The sequence below is a fragment of the Legionella shakespearei DSM 23087 genome (assembly GCF_000373765.1).
GTDB lineage: Bacteria > Pseudomonadota > Gammaproteobacteria > Legionellales > Legionellaceae > Legionella > Legionella shakespearei.
Map to the genome: position 1 here is coordinate 34,633 of NZ_KB892381.1, position 16,992 is coordinate 51,624.

A 16,992-nucleotide genomic window follows, 5' to 3' on the forward strand; every position below is an offset into this window, starting at 1 on the left:
AATGTAATGAATGGATCTTTTTTATTGAGACTTTAATTTATTGCCGAGTGATGAGGTATTGCCCCCCGTAATACGGGCGACAGTCATGGAGTGGCACCGGGCTTGTAGCCTGTATTAGGCGACAGCCGTAATACAGGATCAGTCTCTCTGGAATCCCCGTATTACGGCTATCGCCTAATACAGGCTACGAGTCTGACTAAAAATACGTTTCATTAAATTTGACGCAGAGTGTATAAAAAAAGAATAATGAGAAATACCGTATAAAATACGACGTGGATCGTTGAAGGCAATAGGTGTGGAAGAATCAGCTGCTTGCAGCCGGGATCGTGCAAGTACAAATCCCGGCTGCAAGCAGACCGGGCTACGGCATTGTGCCAGATTAATTTATTGGAATAATAACCTGGGCTTCGTCGCATAAGGTTTTAAAGTAATTATAAGACATATAGAAATTGCCTGAATGCCCTGCGCGAGGGCCCCATGAGTTTCTGATGATTAATAGTCCTTTATGTACTTTTCCTTGAGCATCAACGACAACGGCTTGATCATCATAACCAATAATCAGCATTTGATGCCCTCCTGATAGGTCACCTCGTTTGATGCGGTTAGTAATTTCTTTAGTTAAAATCCAGCTATCATGAGCTTTTTGGTAACTTCCCAACGCACCGGCATACTTTTGATCGACATCTATTAAGGCTCCAAAGACTATACGATTTCCTTCACGAAGGTGTTTGCGTACTGCTCGTAAAAGGGCTGCCGGGTTATGATTTTTGCTGAAGGATTGTTCCAGTTCGACTAAATGTTCCCAGGTGGCGTAATGTTCCAAGGGAAAAGAATTGGCGGTGTATTCATTGATAGACATCAGTTTTCCGGTTTTACCTTCCGTGTTAGTCGGATAGCGTTTTACACCTGCGCAGCCTTCATCATACTGATATTTCTTGGTAACCAGACCATAATGTTGATATTGTTTCAAAACATCAGGTCCGAAAGTCCCATCCCAACCACTGTTATCAGTCATTTTGTGGCGGTAAAGATAAGAACCTAAACTTAAACTACAGAGTTGGCTAATGTAATCTCCTTTACCGATTATTGCATCGAGCGCCGCTGTTGTTGCGAAGGTTACACAGCTGCCATGCACGCCTTGATCAAGAGCCGGAGTGCCATTCATTCCTAAATTAACATAGGGCTCCACTTTAGTGTCATGGAACAGATCTGATTCAAGCAGGGCACTGTCTTCAACACGTTTGGCGAGTACTTTTTTTGCTGCGGGTGATAAGCGAAGTTGTTGGACAATTACCTTATGCTGTTCTTTTTTAATTGGTGAATAATCCTCATCATCATATTCAATTACTATAGGAATGTTGCCAATGATTTCTACAGCACCTGCATAAAGTTGCGCTGATAAGATCAGCGCTCCAGAAACAGCAGTCCATTTACCCAAAATAGTTAACATTATAATTCCTTTAGTTGTGTAGATAAAATTGGTCTTACTGATGTTTGGCCAATGCCTGGTTCTCTCTCGAAATTAAATTGTAAATTTATAATACTATGTATCATTATTTTAGAAATCAATATTGCTGTAGCACTACACTATGCAGAATTACATATTCCAGATCCTCGTTCTGATACAAGACATCCGGTGGATTTGGTGTCATTTATCCGCTACTCTTCAAAAGGGTTAATTACAAAATATGGCCATGAACATAACTGAAATTCATATTGCGCGACTTACCATACCGTTAATTCGTCCCTTCATCACGGCAGTCAGGCGAACTGAGGCGGTGGATGACGTAGTGGTTATGATTAAAACGGATACTGGCCATACCGGCTATGGTTCCGCGGCATCTACTCCTGCTATTACTGGAGATACTACAGAGTCGATTATTACAGCAATTAACCATGTCCTCGGACCGCAATTAATTGGTCGAAGCATTACTGAATTGAATCTGTTGCTGCAAATGAATAACGAGAATATTTCTGGTAACTCCTCGGCAAAGGCTGCTATGGACATTGCCTTGCATGATTTATTTGCCCAGCACTGTACTCTTCCCCTTTATCAGGTTCTGGGGGGAAATAAAAACAGCATTCATTCCTGTATTACCATCAGTGTGAAAGCAATTGATTTGATGGTCAGTGATGCTCTTGAGCTGGTGAAGCAGGGGCATAGCACTTTAAAAATAAAATTAGGTTTGAACCCTGTTGAAGACATTGAGCGGGTGCGTGCTATTCGCCATGCCGTGGGGAAGCATGTGCCTCTTCTTGTTGATGCCAATCAGGGATGGTCCTATCAGGATGCATTGCAGGTAATTCAGGCTTTTAAAGATGAAGATTTGAACATCTCTCTACTGGAGCAACCTGTCAAAGCCCAGGATCTAACCCATCTGAAAACAATCAGTGATCAGGTGGATTGTCCCATTATTGCCGATGAAGCCTGTTTTTCCCCTGAAGACGCCTTGCATATTGCCAGGCTTGATGCCTGTGACGGAATCAATATTAAACTGATGAAGTCAGGGGGCATTCAAAATGCCCAGGCTATTTATAACATAGCCAAAACCGCACACATGAAAATAATGGTTGGCTGCATGTTGGAATCACCTATAGGTGTTGCCGCCATTGCCAGTTTTGCTTTAAGCAAGCCTGATATTTATTATGCCGATTTGGATCCGATATACCTTATTCGTGACAATTATGTTTTGGGTGGTGTACAACGCCAGGGGAACCAATTAATGCTTTCGGAGAAACCGGGTTTGGGGATAGAGGGATTTAGCCAGGGATTAAAGCACATAGGAGTCGTTCGCTGATGTCATTTTATATCCAGCTTGCCAGTTTATTGATTATTGTTCTTTATGTAGTGCTGTTATTTCGTAATGTGGATCCTTTAATTGCCACGGCAATTTGTGTGGGGCTGGGCTTTTTGTGGAATGGAAGCAGTCCTATAGAGATAGGCGTCTCCATGGCAGAAGCCCTGGGCTCTTTCATGGCTTTGGTAGGTTTTATTATCATGCTGGGACGAGGTTTGGGTGAAATCTTAACCCATACCCAAGTGAGTCATACTTTAGTGCATCAAATTGTTCATGGAATAGGGGTGAATACCCAGCGGCGCGCAAAAATTGGCATCGTTTTTTCTTCTTTTGTGATTGTCAGTCTATTGGGAACATTAGCGGGTGGTTTGGCTATTTTGGCACCGAGCTTACGTCCGGTGGCCGGTTCGGTTGGCTTATCGCGCCCCAGCCTTGCTGTTCTGATGCAGGCATCTGCTGAGGAAGCTTTGATTCTCGGGCCATTTGCACCACCTGTTGTCACCTTGCTGGGCATTACGGGTATAAGTTATGGCAGCATGCTGCTTTATGCAGCTCTTCCTGTAGCTTTGGTTACGTTGGTCACTACCTGGTTTATGGCATCGCGCTTGCAGAAAAAGTATCCTCTTGAACTCTGTGAGGATGAAGACGGTTCTGAACCTTTTACCCCTAATAAACAGCAAAAACGCAGTACTGCTCTCTTTTTATTCGCCTTTTTGGCCTGTGTTCTTTATGGTTTATTCAGTCAGGCTAAAACATCCTACGTGATTTTTGTCATGTTGTTTTTAGCTTTTGTGGCTGGGTTATCGAGCAAATTAAGTGTGAAGGATATTTTTGATTTGCTGGTACAAGGCATGCAAAAAAGTCTGCATTTATTCTTTCTTTTTATTTTATTTGATCCCTTTATGATTTTGATTCATCAGGCAGGTGGATTTAATGCCTTAACCGAATTATTAACTCCCTTGATTCATATGGGGGGCAAACCGGTGTTGTCTCTGTTGATTGGTTTTACTGGTGCCTTCGGTATGCCTGGCGCTTCTGAGGCAACGATTAAGATGCTGCATCAACTGTTTAGTCCTGCAGTGATCCAGATGCAATTGCCAATGATAAGTTTTGCTTTATGCATGTTGTTTGCCACACGAGTCAGCAATTACGCGTATCCTGGGGCTAATATGTTTGCGGCTATGGGTTTTGCGGGAAGTGAAAATGTCAAAGCGATGATCCAGAATGGGTTGGTAGTGACTGCAGTACAGGTTGGCTTTTTGATTGTTTATAGTTTGTTTGTATGAGATTTATAACCTTTCATGAGGCATGAAAAAAGGATGCTCTGTGCCTCAACAAAAATTCCGCTCCCTCACGGTCGCGGCTCGGTTTTCGTGCACGATGAAGTAGATACGAACGCACGAAAACCGAGCCGCGACCGTGAGGAAGCGGAACAGTTATACTGGCACCATGCCACTTTCAGGAGATCCTTCACGCCAAAAGACGCGCTCAGGACGACGTGGATCGGATTAAAATATATAAAAAAACTGTAGCCTTGATGCAACACTATCGCTGCATCAAGGCTACACCTAATATGTTTGCGGCTATGGGCTTTGCGGGAAGTGAAAATGTCAAAGCGATGATCCAGAATGGGTTGGTAGTGACTGCAGTACAGGTTGGCTTTTTGATTGTTTATAGTGTGTTTGTATGAGATTTATAACCTTTGATGATGCATGAAAAAAAGGATGCTCTGTGCCTCAACAAAAATTCCGCTCCCTCACGGTCGCGGCTCGGTTTCCGGTGCACGATGAAGTAGATACGAACGCACGAAAACCGAGCCGCGACCGTGAGGAAGCGGAACAGTTATACTGGCACCATGCCGCTTTCAGGAGATCCTTCACGCAAAAAGACGCGCTCAGGACGACGTGGATCGGGTAATGGCAAAGATGCGTAGAAGAGCCAGTTGCAAGCAACCGGGCTACGCCAGCAATGGGGGGCTCCTTGCCGATTTTTAAATTGACAAATAGAAAAGTATTCCAGCATAATGCGTGCGTTAGATGGCGCGGGGTGTCGTACATTCGGCTGAGAAATACCCGTTGAACTTGATCTGGTTCATACCAGCGTAAGAACGCCTTCAAAAAATTGATACTGCATCAGTGTAATGATGCCGTGTCTTTTCCCTTTGCCATCTCCATTTTTTTCACATTAACATATGGAGTCATGGTTATGTCAGAGTTAAAATCCCGAGTGTCTTTATTGCTCAATTGGTATGCAAATCCTTATCACACTCCCATTCTGGTGGCGCAAAAACTGGGATTTTATTTACAAGAAGATATAAAACTAGCCATTTTGGAACCATCCGATCCCAGTGATGTGACCGAACTGGTTGGCTTGGGCGCGGTCGATTTTGGTGTAAAGGCCATGATTCACACGGTCGCAGCCGTTGCTAAAGGATATCCTGTAACCTCAATAGGTACCTTGTTAGATGAACCGCCAACGGGTTTGATTGCATTAAAATCGAGTGGTATTCATTCATTTCAGGACATTGTTGGCAAGAGAGTGGGGTACATTGGTGAATTCGGTAAAAAGATTATTGATGATTTGGCAAGGCTTGCCGGTATCGCCCCAGAGAGCTATGAAACAATTCGTATTGGCATGAATGTTACCGATGCGATTTGTCGTGGCGTCATTGATACTGGTATTGGCTTTCTTAATTTTCAGAACGTGGAGCTGGAACATTTAAAAGGCGAAACAGTGTTTTTAAGACTTGATCAATTGGCAGGTCTTGGTTGCTGTTGTTTTTGTTCGGTTCAGTTTATTGTGCCGAAACATACCTTGGATAATCCCTCATTGGTACAACGATTTCTCCGAGCAACCCAGCGTGGGGCAGCTTATACAACCGAACATCCGGAAGAAGCTTATGAATTGTTATGTCAGACAAAGCCGCAATTACGTACGCCAATGTACCAACAGATTTTTATGCGCACCTTACCCTTTTTCTCAAGGACTTTATTGAACGTAGGCAGGGATTGGAGCAAAGTAGGCCGTTATGCCAGGCATCTCAAGATTATTGATGATCATTTTGCGCTTTCAACCTGTTATACCAATCAGTTCTTGCCTGAAACACCGTTTGCTGATTTAAAGCCCATTGCTTGTTGTCTGGAATAATCCCGGTTGCGAGCAACCGGGCTACTCCTCACTCCGATTCGTAGCCCGGTCTGCTTGCAGCCGGGAGTGATAGAATTAAAAAACTTAAGTAATTAATTGTCAGCGACAATTAATTACCACTTCTTTTCCACTCAACCACTTTGTTTGCCTGTAAAGGCACAGGAACGTTAGGTAAATACGCAGGAGTAAACAAGAATGCCATATTCAATGTGAATACTGCAGTTCCTGTACCGCCATACAATTTATTACCATGAATTTCTGTACCATTTCCGAACATTTGGTAAGCAGAACCATTTTGATCGAACAAGTTCGCATCTTTAGACCAATTATTACCATGACGTTCGTAAACCATCACTGCACCTTGTGCTGTCTCGCCATTGGGGCCTGAATGAGCGGGATCACCAACCAGTGCCACTTTATTGCTCACTGATACGTTGATACCGGTTAACAGTGAATCAGGATCATCAGAAACGAATTTTTTCTTAAATACTAATTTATGCTGGCCATTTACCTTTTCAATGTGGTACATGTAAGCAGCACCGTGTGGTTTATCAGAGGACAGGTTTTCATAAGGTGCACCAACCAGAACCCATTTATTAGCGAACGCAAGAGAACCACCGAAGTTATCACCAACCATAATATTAGGATCAGTAACGCCACCGAATACAAAGGATGAAGCAGCCAACAAGCCATTTGCAGGTTGATCACCATGTACTGTATCAATATGATTCCATTGGTGTGTATTGGAATTATATTTATAGAGGAATACACTGGAGTTGTGATCCAGTTTCAGGTTTTGCAACGTATCAGTATCACTGATAACCGCAAAGTTACCAGCAATTCTGACGCGGCCGCCGAAGCTGCCATTGGTACTGATAGCGACAGGGTGACGCAGGGTTTGCTTTAATACCCATTTATTATTTTTCATTTCAAAGGAATAAATAGCCCCTGCGTTAATCATTGTACCAGACACGTCAGCAAATTCTTGTCCAGATGCACTCACCAGCAAGCGCTTGCCATTTTTATCCACATCAAAGTACATTCCAAAAGCAGCCCCTGATTCATGCGATCTGGGTGGAAGTTGAGGGTTTTCCAATGCTGCCGGATCAATAACACTTAACTGTTCCAATCCAGGTGTTGTGCGGTCAAGCGCTTGTGAAAATTGGTATTGACCTGCATTATTTCTTTTATAAATCTGAATTGAGCCAGTAAAATCCTGATTTGTTGCTTCATCGGGTTGTCCGTCAGGTCTGTTTGGTCCTATGGGTGTACCAATACCAGACACAAATAACCATTTACCTACTGTTGCCAGGCGGAACACGCCTAAATGATCACTCCAACCACTGGTAGTCAATACTTGCGAGAATACCCAGGAATTGCCTTGCTTTTTATATACATAAACAGCACCTTCAGCTTGTTTGGCAGGATCAGGGCGTGCTATAGGGGCAGCAACAAACAGGTAATCACCATTGCTATGTATCACTTGTCCAAAGCTGTCCTGGAACAAAGGAGAACCTGCAATCGTAGGCGTTACGCTGTTCATTTGTTGATAACTGCCACTGTATGCAAATCCTGAACTTAACGCACAGACCAAACCCAGAGCATGTAGATAATGCTTCATTGAATATCTCCGTATAATAAAGTTAAAAAAACTGACTATCCCTATTGTAGTGCTTGCTTAAATCATGGTTGGAATAAAGCAACACAACAAACCGGCTTTTCAACCAGTTATGTAGTGTAGTATATGAATTTGAAAAAATTCAATGTCCTGTTTGTGGCGCTAAAGAAGGGAATTGACTGTGTAAAAACAGGAGAAAAGCTTATGTTGTCTGATCTGGGATAGGATAAGTAGCTACCAGACTCTCATAGTTTAAATTTATTTTGTCCTCTTATAACAAGTAATTGTCCTTTAATAACCGGTGTATTTTGGAGAAATACAAGAGAGCCGAGCTTTGGAGCTGCTGGAAACCATGGCAAAAAATTCGAATAATCAGGACATTCTGGATTGGGTGTCAGAAAGAGCCAGACCAGTTATGAGAAACTGGTAAAAGAGCACTGCTTATTTAGCGCTTATTCAATTCATTTTCTGATTCTCCTTACTATACTTTAGGAGACTAAAGCCCCAACATCAGAATCAGATAAGGGAATAATAAATGAGCGCTACAATTTACACAGACGCATTATCACGACTTGATGAAGCCTCATCAATAGCTAATATTGATCCCGAAGCCATTGAACAATTGAAACATGCTAAAGCCTGCCTTGAGGTTGCTGTACCCGTGCGCATGGATGATGGCAGTTTAAACATTTATACGGGTTATCGTGTGCATTACAATGATGCACGAGGTCCTGCTAAAGGCGGGATTCGTTTTCACCCTGCTGTTACTCTTCCTGAAATACAGACTCTGGCATTTTGGATGACCCTTAAGTGTGCGGTAGTCGGAGTTCCTTTTGGTGGCGGAAAGGGGGGCATTATTATTGATCCGAAACAATTATCACGCTTGGAGTTGGAACGCTTAAGCCGAAGTTATATTTCGGCAATTGCTGATTTTATCGGCCCTGATGTGGATATTCCAGCCCCTGATGTTTATACCAACTCGATGATTATGGGGTGGATGATGGATGAATACTCTAAAATTGTCCGTCACGATGCGCCGGCTGTGATTACAGGCAAACCCATTCCCCTGGGCGGTAGTCAAGGCCGTGATGATGCAACAGGCCGCGGTGCGTTTTATTGCATTAAAGAGTTAGAGAAAATAAGGCAATGGCAGGCTAAAGACATGCGCGTTGCCATTCAGGGTTTTGGGAATGCAGGGCAACATATCGCCGAATTGTTATATAAGGACGGTTATAAGGTGGTGGCCATCAGTGACTCAAAAGGTGGAATATATAGAACTCAGGGACTCGATGTCCCAAGCATCATTCATGTCAAAAACAGTTCCAGACAGGTCAAGGCCGTATATTGCAAAGGGTCAGTCTGTGAATTGGTTGAAGCGACTCATATCAGTAATGAAGAGCTATTGGAGTTAGATGTTGATATTTTAATTCCAGCCGCACTTGAAAATCAGATCACTTTAAAAAATGCAGCGAACATAAAAGCTCCTGTCATTGTCGAAATTGCCAATGGACCGACTACAGTAGATGCTGATTTAATTTTAAAAGAAAAGGGTATTTTAGTCGTACCTGACATTTTAGCAAATGCAGGTGGCGTGACCGTGAGTTATTTTGAATGGGTACAAAACAAAACGGGGTACTATTGGGCGTTGGAGAAAATTCATCATCAACTACAGGAAATAATGTCACGAGAATTTACCAATGTGTACCAATTAATCGAATTTTATAAAACAGACATGCGCACAGCAGCCTATATTCATGCCTTAAAAAGATATGAAGAGGCTGTAGTTGCTCAAGGTACCCACGGTTATTTTAATGGTACTGATTTTTAATAAGGTCATGAGCCGCTAACACAGGCTAAATCCTGGCAGGGTGCGTAGCCCGTATTAGGCGCCAGCCGTAATACGGGATCGAATTAGCAATAACCACATTCCCGTATTACGGCTACGCCTAATACGGGCTACACACCCTGCCAGGATTCAGATTCGCCCCGATCCACGCCGTTTCTTCGCGCAAAAAAGATGCGCTCAGGACGACGTGAACCTGGCAATAACTGCCTTATTCCATTCTTCAGGTTGTTCGAGGCTGGATAAATGTCCAGCATCTTTGATCAATACCAGGCTGCTGTTTTTAGCTAACGCATGCATGTTCAGGCTTTGTTGTTTGTTAATCACCATATCTTCTTCACCTGAGATAATCAGGATGGGTAAGCTTGAATTAGCGAGAAGTTGTGACGTATCACTGCGCAGCGCCATACCACGTAAAGCAGATGCATAAGCTTGTGCCGGTTGCTTTTCTAAAAGCGTGCGTAAAAAATTCCTGGTGTCTTCGGAGCTCGAAGGGGAAAGGGCTTTAGGCAGAAAGCCTTCAATAAATTTGGCTGTGCCATTGTCGAGTACATCAAGTGCCGATGATTCCCGCTTCGTTTTTGCTTCATCGGTGTCAGGAATAGATTGTGTATCCGAAAGTATCAGTCCTTCTACTTTATTGGGGTATTTCTCCAGAAAGGCTAATGTTACATAACCTCCCATAGACTCACCGCCAACAATAGCTTTATTAATATTTAAACGCTCAAGCAACTGATTTACTTCATCGGCGTAATCTGACATGGTGACGGCTTGCCCATCAACAGGTGCTGATAGTCCAAAACCCCATAAATCCAGAGTGATCACCCGAAAATGTTTTTTTAACTCTTCTCTTTGTGGCATCCAAAGATCTTTATCCGTAGGAAATGCATGGATTAGAATGAGTGGAGTACCTTTTCCTGAATCAGTGTACGATATATCCATATGTTCATTAGCCTCAATAGTTGCTGCAAGGGTAGGGGTAAACAGGATGAAACTACTCATTAATACAACAATAAACACTATCATCTTATTTTTCATTAGAAGTTATTTCCTCGCTTATGTTAATTGTTCGTAAATAATACCTGCATATTATTTATGTGGCAAAATAACCAAGACGGGACGGCGGAATTCCTTGATATTGCCATTAAGTTAAAAGAATTAATTTAAAATAGGCGTAGCCTTGATGCAGCGATAGCGTAATCAAGGTTTTCATCCAGAAAGGCTAAAAGACCATAGGAAAACCTTGATTACGCTATCGCTGCATCAAGGCTACAGTTTTTTATATTTAAATCAATCTTCTTATCCCGAACTCACCTTAACTAATAGCAGTGCCCTCCGGTGGGATTAATAAGAGAACTTATTAAACGTAAAAGATGCAATTAATTTAACCGCATTTTATTTTCTTGATGTTCATCAGAGCATCCCTCTGAGGCCTCAGAGGAACTGGATACTTCATTCCACCAGGCGTTAACCACCACCGGCGCTTTCTTTTTTTGACTTTTTGGTTTTTTGTCACTGACATGGTCGCTATGATTTGACTTTAAACCCTGTTGGATCTTTTGGGTACTGCTGCCGTTAAAATATTGACCAAAAAGGCAATATGAGTATAGAAATGTGTCGTTATTCAATCACCCTATGCAAATCATGAGTGTAATACGGCTCTCCGCCTTTCAACGCTTCAAAAGTGATAAAGTTGGACTTTTTAATGACTTTATAGTTAAAATAAGACCTTTTATTAATCAGGATTAAAGATGTTTTTCAGCTCATCAGATGAACCCTCATTAAGGTTATTACCTTCCGTACATCATTTCCCTGAAAAGTACATAGCCGGAATAAAAGACTGGCTTACTGTCGCTGAAATAAATAGTGTACTTCGCTTGTTGGAAGAAAAGGCTGATTTGAAAAGTGCATCTGATTTCTTCAAGGATTTTAGTTCGGGACTGGTGGAGTTAGGAATAGGTTCGAGTAAACAACTCTGTTTTAGTTATTTTCTTGCCTATGCAGTTCTGGTTCTATTACCCGATATTTCCAACGATGAGTTTAAATATTTAGGAGAGCTTGTTTTTCTTGAAGAAAGCGATTTTGAGAAAATAAATGAAAGTCGTGAGGCCTGGTACATGCAAATCTTGAAAATATAATTGTCGGGGGAAGTTGCTCCAGAATGGTCAGAAACACTGTTCCTGCCAGTATAACTGTTCCGCTTCCTAACGGTCGCGGCTCGGTTTCCGGCGCATGATGAAGTATATACGAACGCACGAAAACCGAGCCGCGACCGTTAGGAAGCGGAATTTTTATTGCGGCACAGAGCATGATTTAGCATTGGTGTAAGGCATAGACCAAGATGTGATCAAAAGACAGCTGCGTTCAGCCGGGAACTGACGCTCGTTACACATCCGAAGTTCTGACCAAGTCTCCCTTCCCGAACCACGTCGTCCTGAGCGCGTCTTTTGGCGCGAAGGATCTCCTGAAAGCGGCAGGGTGCCAGTATTTGGAGATCCTTCGCGCCAAAAGACGCGCTCAAGACGACGTAGATCGGGCTAGGAAAACATCTTAGGTAAGCTTTTGTAGCTAGACATACAATAGTAGCCTTGATGCAGCCTCATAGGCGTAATCAAGGTTTTTTCTTAAATGGCAGGCACTACTCCATACATGCGTATACGTTCTGCAGCGTTTAAACCTGCCATTCCAACTCCTTGTTTAACATTCATTGCCTGAATTTAGTTGCTGCAAGTGGCTTGAATAATTGTTCTTCCCAAATTCGTGAATTCAACTGTTGTGTCCGCGTTAGCGACAACACCAATGGTCTTCTGATCAAATACCATTGCAGTCGTGCTTTGTCCTTTACTTAAAGTGCTGTTATTGATCACTGCATTGCCTTTTAAAACTTTAATCAGCAAATAATGGGTATTTTCCATCCTGAGAGTGCATAAAGTACTCATTCGTGTTGGCAGTGTCATGGATACAGGTTTGTTGGGGGATAAAAGGTATTGTTTTGTGATAGAAAAGAAAGATGTGGGGGCAGCGTAAGCATTGATCCCCATGCTTAAGACGATGAAACAGCATAAAATATTCCAACTATGGCGCATGTTCAGTTTTCCTTTTAAAAAGCAACCTTGTAGAACAAGAATATCGCAAATTTTGAATCTATCCAATAGAAGTATGAATCACTTGATTAATGATATCCATATATTTCAGGTATGGAATTGAACCTATTACCCCCGGGCTACAATCCCTGCCAGGATAACTGTTCCGCTTCCTCACGGTCGCGGCTCGGTTTTCGTGCGTTCGTATTGACTTCATCGTGCACCGGAAACCGAGCCGCGACCGTCAGGAAGCGGAATTTTTGTTGCGGCACAGAGCATGATTTAGTATTGGTGTAGGGCATAAACCAAGAGGTGATCAAGAGACGGTTGTAAACAAGCCAGCTGTTAGCTAAAAATTAGTCCATCATGACCATATTGCAGGTCAAATTATCGTTTTATATTCATTTTGTCCTTTTATAACCGCCGATTGTCTTATTATGACCGTATTTATTTGGTTTTATAATGTACAATACGCTCTTCTATAGATAATTTATTACTAATATTCAGGCTGATTTATGAATGACGCACAGTTTCAGGCTCAAATCCAAAAAATTCAAACACTTCCTTTAAGCGAATATCAACTTGACTTAAGTAAACTAGAGGCTGGAAAAGCGCCAAACGTTCAACAATGGTCGCAATTACTGGCGGCAATACCTCCGCATATTACAATCCTTGATTTAAGTGATCATTGCTTTAAAGGATTTTCCCTGGATGATATTAAATGTTTTTTTGGGGCAATTCCCCGAACGGTCAAACACATAGAATTGCGCTTTAGTGATTTAGGACTTCTTCCACTTGACAAAATTACACATCTTTTCTGTTCTCTTCCTCCAGAGCTGGAAGAGTTAAACGTATACATGAACCAATTAAATAGGCATAAAAATGAAAATCTGGGGCTAGTATTTGCTTCTTTCCCAAGAACTCTTAAAAGGCTAAATATTACCGGCAATGGACCCGTGTTTTACTCTAAAGAACAATTCAGGCTGATATTTTCCAAATTACCTGGAACATTGGAATATCTATACCTATGCTATGGAGATTTTTCATGCTTGGATTGGGATTGTTTTACTCTGGATAATTTTTCAAATTTAAAAACATTAAAATTATTCTGTACCTATCAGGAGAATGGTTTTAGTTTTGATTCTATTAAAATGCTCTTTCGTAATTTACCCGGTTTTAAAAGTTATATTTATGCAAGTTTCAACCATTATCAATTAGAGCTATCGGCTGATGCTATCGATAAAAAAGTAGCATGTTTTTGGCAGCTTAACCAACAAAGGGAAGAAAGAAATCTGTCAACTATACCGATGGAACTACTTGAAACCTTTTTTCTTCAAAAGGGTGAGACAGCTTTGCAAAAAATGTTTGTTCAATGGCGACTTCCTTTAGTCTATGGAGGATTAAATCGATTCCATTTTCTGTCACCTCGATTGGGGATGAGGTCAGACGATAAAAGTCCTGTTGAGACTCGTCTGGAGATGTCGTAGCCCGGCCTGCTTGCAGCCGGGATCGAGCTACTACAAATCACGGCCGCAAGCAGCTGACTCTTGATCACCCCTTAGTCTATGCCCTAGACCAATGCTAAATCAGACTCTGTACCTCAACAAAAGTTCCGCTTCCTGACGGTCGCGGCTCGGTTTCCGGTGCACGATGAAGTCAATACGAACGCACGAAAACCGAGCCGCGACCGTCAGGAAGCGGAACAGTTATAATGGCAGGGACAGTATTTCTGCTCTGAACCCATGGATCCCTCGGACAAACCGAGGGATGTCGGAATCAATACCTGATTGTGTTCTCAAAGATGTCTAGACGAGTTGGCTGCTTGCAGCCGGGATCGATCTTATTCGATTAGATTTTCTTCACAAATTGAGACTTTAATTTCATGGGGCCAATGCCGTCAATTTTACAATCGATGTCATGATCCCCGTCCACCAGGCGAATGTTTTTCACTTTTGTTCCTACTTTTACTACCAGAGATGAGCCTTTTATTTTTAAATCTTTAATGACGGTGACATTATCTCCATCCTGAAGCAGATTACCATTCGCGTCTTTAAAAATCTTGACACTATGCGGGTTATCCTGGTCTTCTTTGGACCATTCGTGCATGCATTCGGGACAAATTAAAAGCAAGGCATCTTCATAGGTATATTCTGAATTACATTTTGGACAGTTGGGTAATAAGCTCATGGAGTGATCCGGTAGCGTTTATGATGTCTGATAATACCGTATTTATGGACGTATGCATAATTTAGGTAGGGTGGAAAGGGAATAGTCACAATGAATTGAGAGTTGAATCTAAAAATTAGTGATGAGTTTTCTAAATCAATGGGGCTTAGAATCCTGGATCCCGCGGACAAGCCGCGGGACGGCGGAGTATCGCTTAATTTAATAAGGGCTACGACTTAGTAGAAATAGGTGCCGTAGCCCGTATTAGGCGATAGCCGTAATACGGGACAGTTCATACTTACGGCTATCGCTTGGTAAGGAATACAAATCGCTACCATCACTCTCATTGAGAAAATTATAAATAACGTTTACATGGAAAGCATTTGAGTATCTTCTAAATTAATTTGCTCATCCTGGCTAAATGCACCCATCAATCCCAAAATCATAGAAGATGATAAATCAGTTGATATGGAAAATCCCCAATCATCTCCGCCCCAAGTTAAAGTTGCCGCTGGTGAAGTGCTTTTGGACGTACAAGCATCTTTGGGGCGTTTATATTTTTCTTTTACACTTTCTAAAGCTTCATCCATTAGAGACTTGAAATAAGCTGACTTTTCAGCATCGGTAGTTAAATTCGATCTTTGGACTATCTCAAAGTTAGTATTTGCTAATTCATACATGTCATTTCGGGAGCGAGTTACAGAATAACACAACTCTTTAGCATCACATTCCCATTCAACCCAACAACGGCAGATAGAGTTATTGGCATAGCATGCGCAACTGTCTTTGTATTTGGTGGCTGTAACTGCAGACATGACTCCAAGGACTATCGTCAAATGTCGCATTGCATAAGAAGATGGTAAAGAGGAGATAAACGAACCAAAGAAACTGTTATAGTTAAACATGAAATCTCCATAAAAAATTAAAAATCAGCAGGAACAAGTTTTTTTAATTACATTTCCTTAACCGCTCGGCACCTGCCTGAAAATAGATGATTATTCGGTTCGGAAGCCTAATATTGTCATCAGTTCACTATGATTATTGGTGTAAATTAAATGTGTTTAGTGTACTAAAAAAGAGTTGAATAGTATGGTTTTAAAAAGACAATTGGTAGTTATTATCGGACAATTTTTGCTTTTGCGCTGTCTCGAATTTTTGGCATGGTGCTAAGGCTTTGAGACGAGGCTATCGCCTCTCCTCAGCCCGAACGGCATCGAAGTAACGACTGGATAAAACACTCTTCTTATCCATAACTCACGGTATTTAAGATGTTTTTGTAGCCCGGTCTGCTTGCAGCCGGGAATGGAGACTTGGTTAGAACTTCGGCTGTGTAACGATCGTCAGCTCCCCGGCTGCAAGCAGGAACTCCGCCGTCCCGCGGCTTGTCCGCGGGATCCAGAAATCTCACTCCGAACGTAGATCCCTGGATCCCGCGGACAAGCCGCGGGACGGCGGAGTATTGCTTAACCTAATGGCAGTGGCTGCGAGCAGACCGGGCTACGAATCGAATTAAAAACTTTAAGTAAGTCCTATTTGGGACTGCTTCCGTATTCAGGTGTATTTTCTGCTACCTCAGAGATTTGTTTGCTCCCTAACAATTGCTGCACAATATTATTTATGTGTCCTGTGTTTGGGTGGTCTTCTTTGAGCACTCCAAATTGACATTGACGCAGAAAATTTTGTAAAGCTACATCGGCATGCATAAACCAGTGATGAGCATTTAAATTGGTGATGAAGTCTATTTTACACAGAACAGGGCGCCCCAGAGATTCATAAACATTCTGCACCAAATCCAAAGAGCATAGTTGCTCGTGACAACTTTTAGCAGCGTGAATAACCAACAAAGATCTTGTGGATGCAGTGAGATAAGGCTCACCAAAAACACGCTGACTATAATCTTCAATTGCATGTGTGGCTTCGCTATCCCATCGATTGAAATCGATGCCATCTTCCAGAAGATGGCCCAGGGTCTCTTTATCATATTTTATGAACACCGGATGCTGTAATATGGCAGTAATGACGGTGGGGTAATTTTCTGGGGTACTTGCCATGATACTTCTATTAAAAGAAATACAAACACAATTCTCATCGAAGAACGCACTAATTTCTGGGTCGTATATAACTGCTGTATTAATCACATCTGGCGCAAGGTTTAAATCCTGATCTGTAGTTGCACCCGTACAGTCCTCATTATAAACCTCTTTAGCATTTTCATCTAATGAAAGTCTGATAGAAGACTCATCCGGCTCGATTTCATAACCACTATCTGTTAACCATAAGCATCTTAGTATTTTCTGATAAGCCGACTTTATCATTGATTTACCCTCATTATTTCCA

General features: G+C 42.0%; 15 protein-coding genes and 1 riboswitch. Of the genes, 7 read left to right on the forward strand and 8 right to left on the reverse strand.

Annotation, left to right across the window (positions count from 1 at the left end):
• Positions 1-379: 379 nt before the first annotated feature.
• A complete protein-coding gene (locus tag B094_RS15425) occupies positions 380-1,450 on the reverse strand; it encodes a C1 family peptidase (RefSeq protein WP_018575761.1) in 1,071 nt (356 codons plus the stop codon).
• 244 nt (positions 1,451-1,694) lie between these two features.
• Between B094_RS15425 and B094_RS0100155 the strand changes: the two genes are divergently transcribed.
• The 4 genes from B094_RS0100155 to B094_RS0100175 all read left to right on the forward strand — a co-directional run bounded on the left by B094_RS0100155 (position 1,695) and on the right by B094_RS0100175 (position 5,945).
• Positions 1,695-2,798 (forward strand): dipeptide epimerase, encoded by a 1,104-nt coding sequence (locus B094_RS0100155; RefSeq protein ID WP_026253796.1) that lies wholly within the window; start codon positions 1,695-1,697, stop codon positions 2,796-2,798.
• Positions 2,798-4,084, forward strand: coding sequence for a GntT/GntP/DsdX family permease (locus B094_RS0100160; RefSeq protein WP_018575763.1), 1,287 nt, complete (start codon positions 2,798-2,800; stop codon positions 4,082-4,084). Before B094_RS0100155 ends, B094_RS0100160 begins: the two co-directional genes overlap by 1 nt.
• Positions 4,085-4,296: 212 nt before the next feature.
• The gene (locus tag B094_RS0100165) at positions 4,297-4,488 is read left to right on the forward strand and encodes a hypothetical protein (RefSeq protein ID WP_018575764.1); all 192 of its coding nucleotides are present in this window, start codon (positions 4,297-4,299) and stop codon (positions 4,486-4,488) included.
• A gap of 342 nt (positions 4,489-4,830) precedes the next feature.
• Positions 4,831-4,923, forward strand: a riboswitch (TPP riboswitch).
• 80 nt (positions 4,924-5,003) lie between these two features.
• A complete protein-coding gene (locus B094_RS0100175) occupies positions 5,004-5,945 on the forward strand; it encodes an ABC transporter substrate-binding protein (protein WP_018575766.1) in 942 nt (313 codons plus the stop codon).
• Positions 5,946-6,054: 109 nt separating this feature from the next.
• Here the strand turns inward: B094_RS0100175 and B094_RS0100180 are convergent, their stop codons facing one another.
• A complete protein-coding gene (locus tag B094_RS0100180) occupies positions 6,055-7,566 on the reverse strand; it encodes a hypothetical protein (protein WP_018575767.1) in 1,512 nt (503 codons plus the stop codon).
• Positions 7,567-8,098: 532 nt separating this feature from the next.
• On the opposite strand from B094_RS0100180, the gene B094_RS0100185 reads away from it, so the two are divergent.
• Complete coding sequence (locus B094_RS0100185; protein ID WP_018575768.1) at positions 8,099-9,391, forward strand: Glu/Leu/Phe/Val family dehydrogenase; 1,293 nt, start codon at positions 8,099-8,101, stop codon at positions 9,389-9,391.
• A gap of 195 nt (positions 9,392-9,586) precedes the next feature.
• Here B094_RS0100185 and B094_RS0100190 read toward each other — a convergent pair whose 3' ends face one another.
• Together B094_RS0100190 and B094_RS15430 are read right to left on the reverse strand one after the other, a co-directional pair.
• Positions 9,587-10,444, reverse strand: coding sequence for an alpha/beta fold hydrolase (locus B094_RS0100190; protein ID WP_018575769.1), 858 nt, complete (start codon positions 10,442-10,444; stop codon positions 9,587-9,589).
• A gap of 341 nt (positions 10,445-10,785) precedes the next feature.
• Positions 10,786-11,034: a hypothetical protein gene (locus B094_RS15430; RefSeq protein ID WP_018575770.1), complete on the reverse strand. Its 249-nt coding sequence runs from the start codon at positions 11,032-11,034 to the stop codon at positions 10,786-10,788.
• 123 nt (positions 11,035-11,157) lie between these two features.
• Between B094_RS15430 and B094_RS0100195 the strand changes: the two genes are divergently transcribed.
• Positions 11,158-11,544: a hypothetical protein gene (locus tag B094_RS0100195; RefSeq protein WP_018575771.1), complete on the forward strand. Its 387-nt coding sequence runs from the start codon at positions 11,158-11,160 to the stop codon at positions 11,542-11,544.
• A gap of 579 nt (positions 11,545-12,123) precedes the next feature.
• Here B094_RS0100195 and B094_RS0100200 read toward each other — a convergent pair.
• Entirely contained in the window at positions 12,124-12,492 is a 369-nt protein-coding gene (locus B094_RS0100200) for a hypothetical protein (RefSeq protein WP_018575772.1), read from the reverse strand.
• Positions 12,493-13,004: 512 nt separating this feature from the next.
• Here B094_RS0100200 and B094_RS0100205 point away from each other — a divergent pair.
• A complete protein-coding gene (locus tag B094_RS0100205) occupies positions 13,005-13,976 on the forward strand; it encodes a hypothetical protein (RefSeq protein WP_018575773.1) in 972 nt (323 codons plus the stop codon).
• Positions 13,977-14,337: 361 nt separating this feature from the next.
• On the opposite strand, the gene B094_RS0100210 is transcribed toward B094_RS0100205, so the two are convergent.
• The 3 genes from B094_RS0100210 to B094_RS0100220 form a co-directional block, all read right to left on the reverse strand.
• Entirely contained in the window at positions 14,338-14,676 is a 339-nt protein-coding gene (locus tag B094_RS0100210) for a zinc ribbon domain-containing protein YjdM (protein WP_018575774.1), read from the reverse strand.
• A gap of 347 nt (positions 14,677-15,023) precedes the next feature.
• Complete coding sequence (locus B094_RS0100215; protein WP_018575775.1) at positions 15,024-15,560, reverse strand: hypothetical protein; 537 nt, start codon at positions 15,558-15,560, stop codon at positions 15,024-15,026.
• Positions 15,561-16,184: 624 nt separating this feature from the next.
• A complete protein-coding gene (locus B094_RS0100220) occupies positions 16,185-16,970 on the reverse strand; it encodes a hypothetical protein (protein WP_018575776.1) in 786 nt (261 codons plus the stop codon).
• Positions 16,971-16,992: the final 22 nt, after the last annotated feature.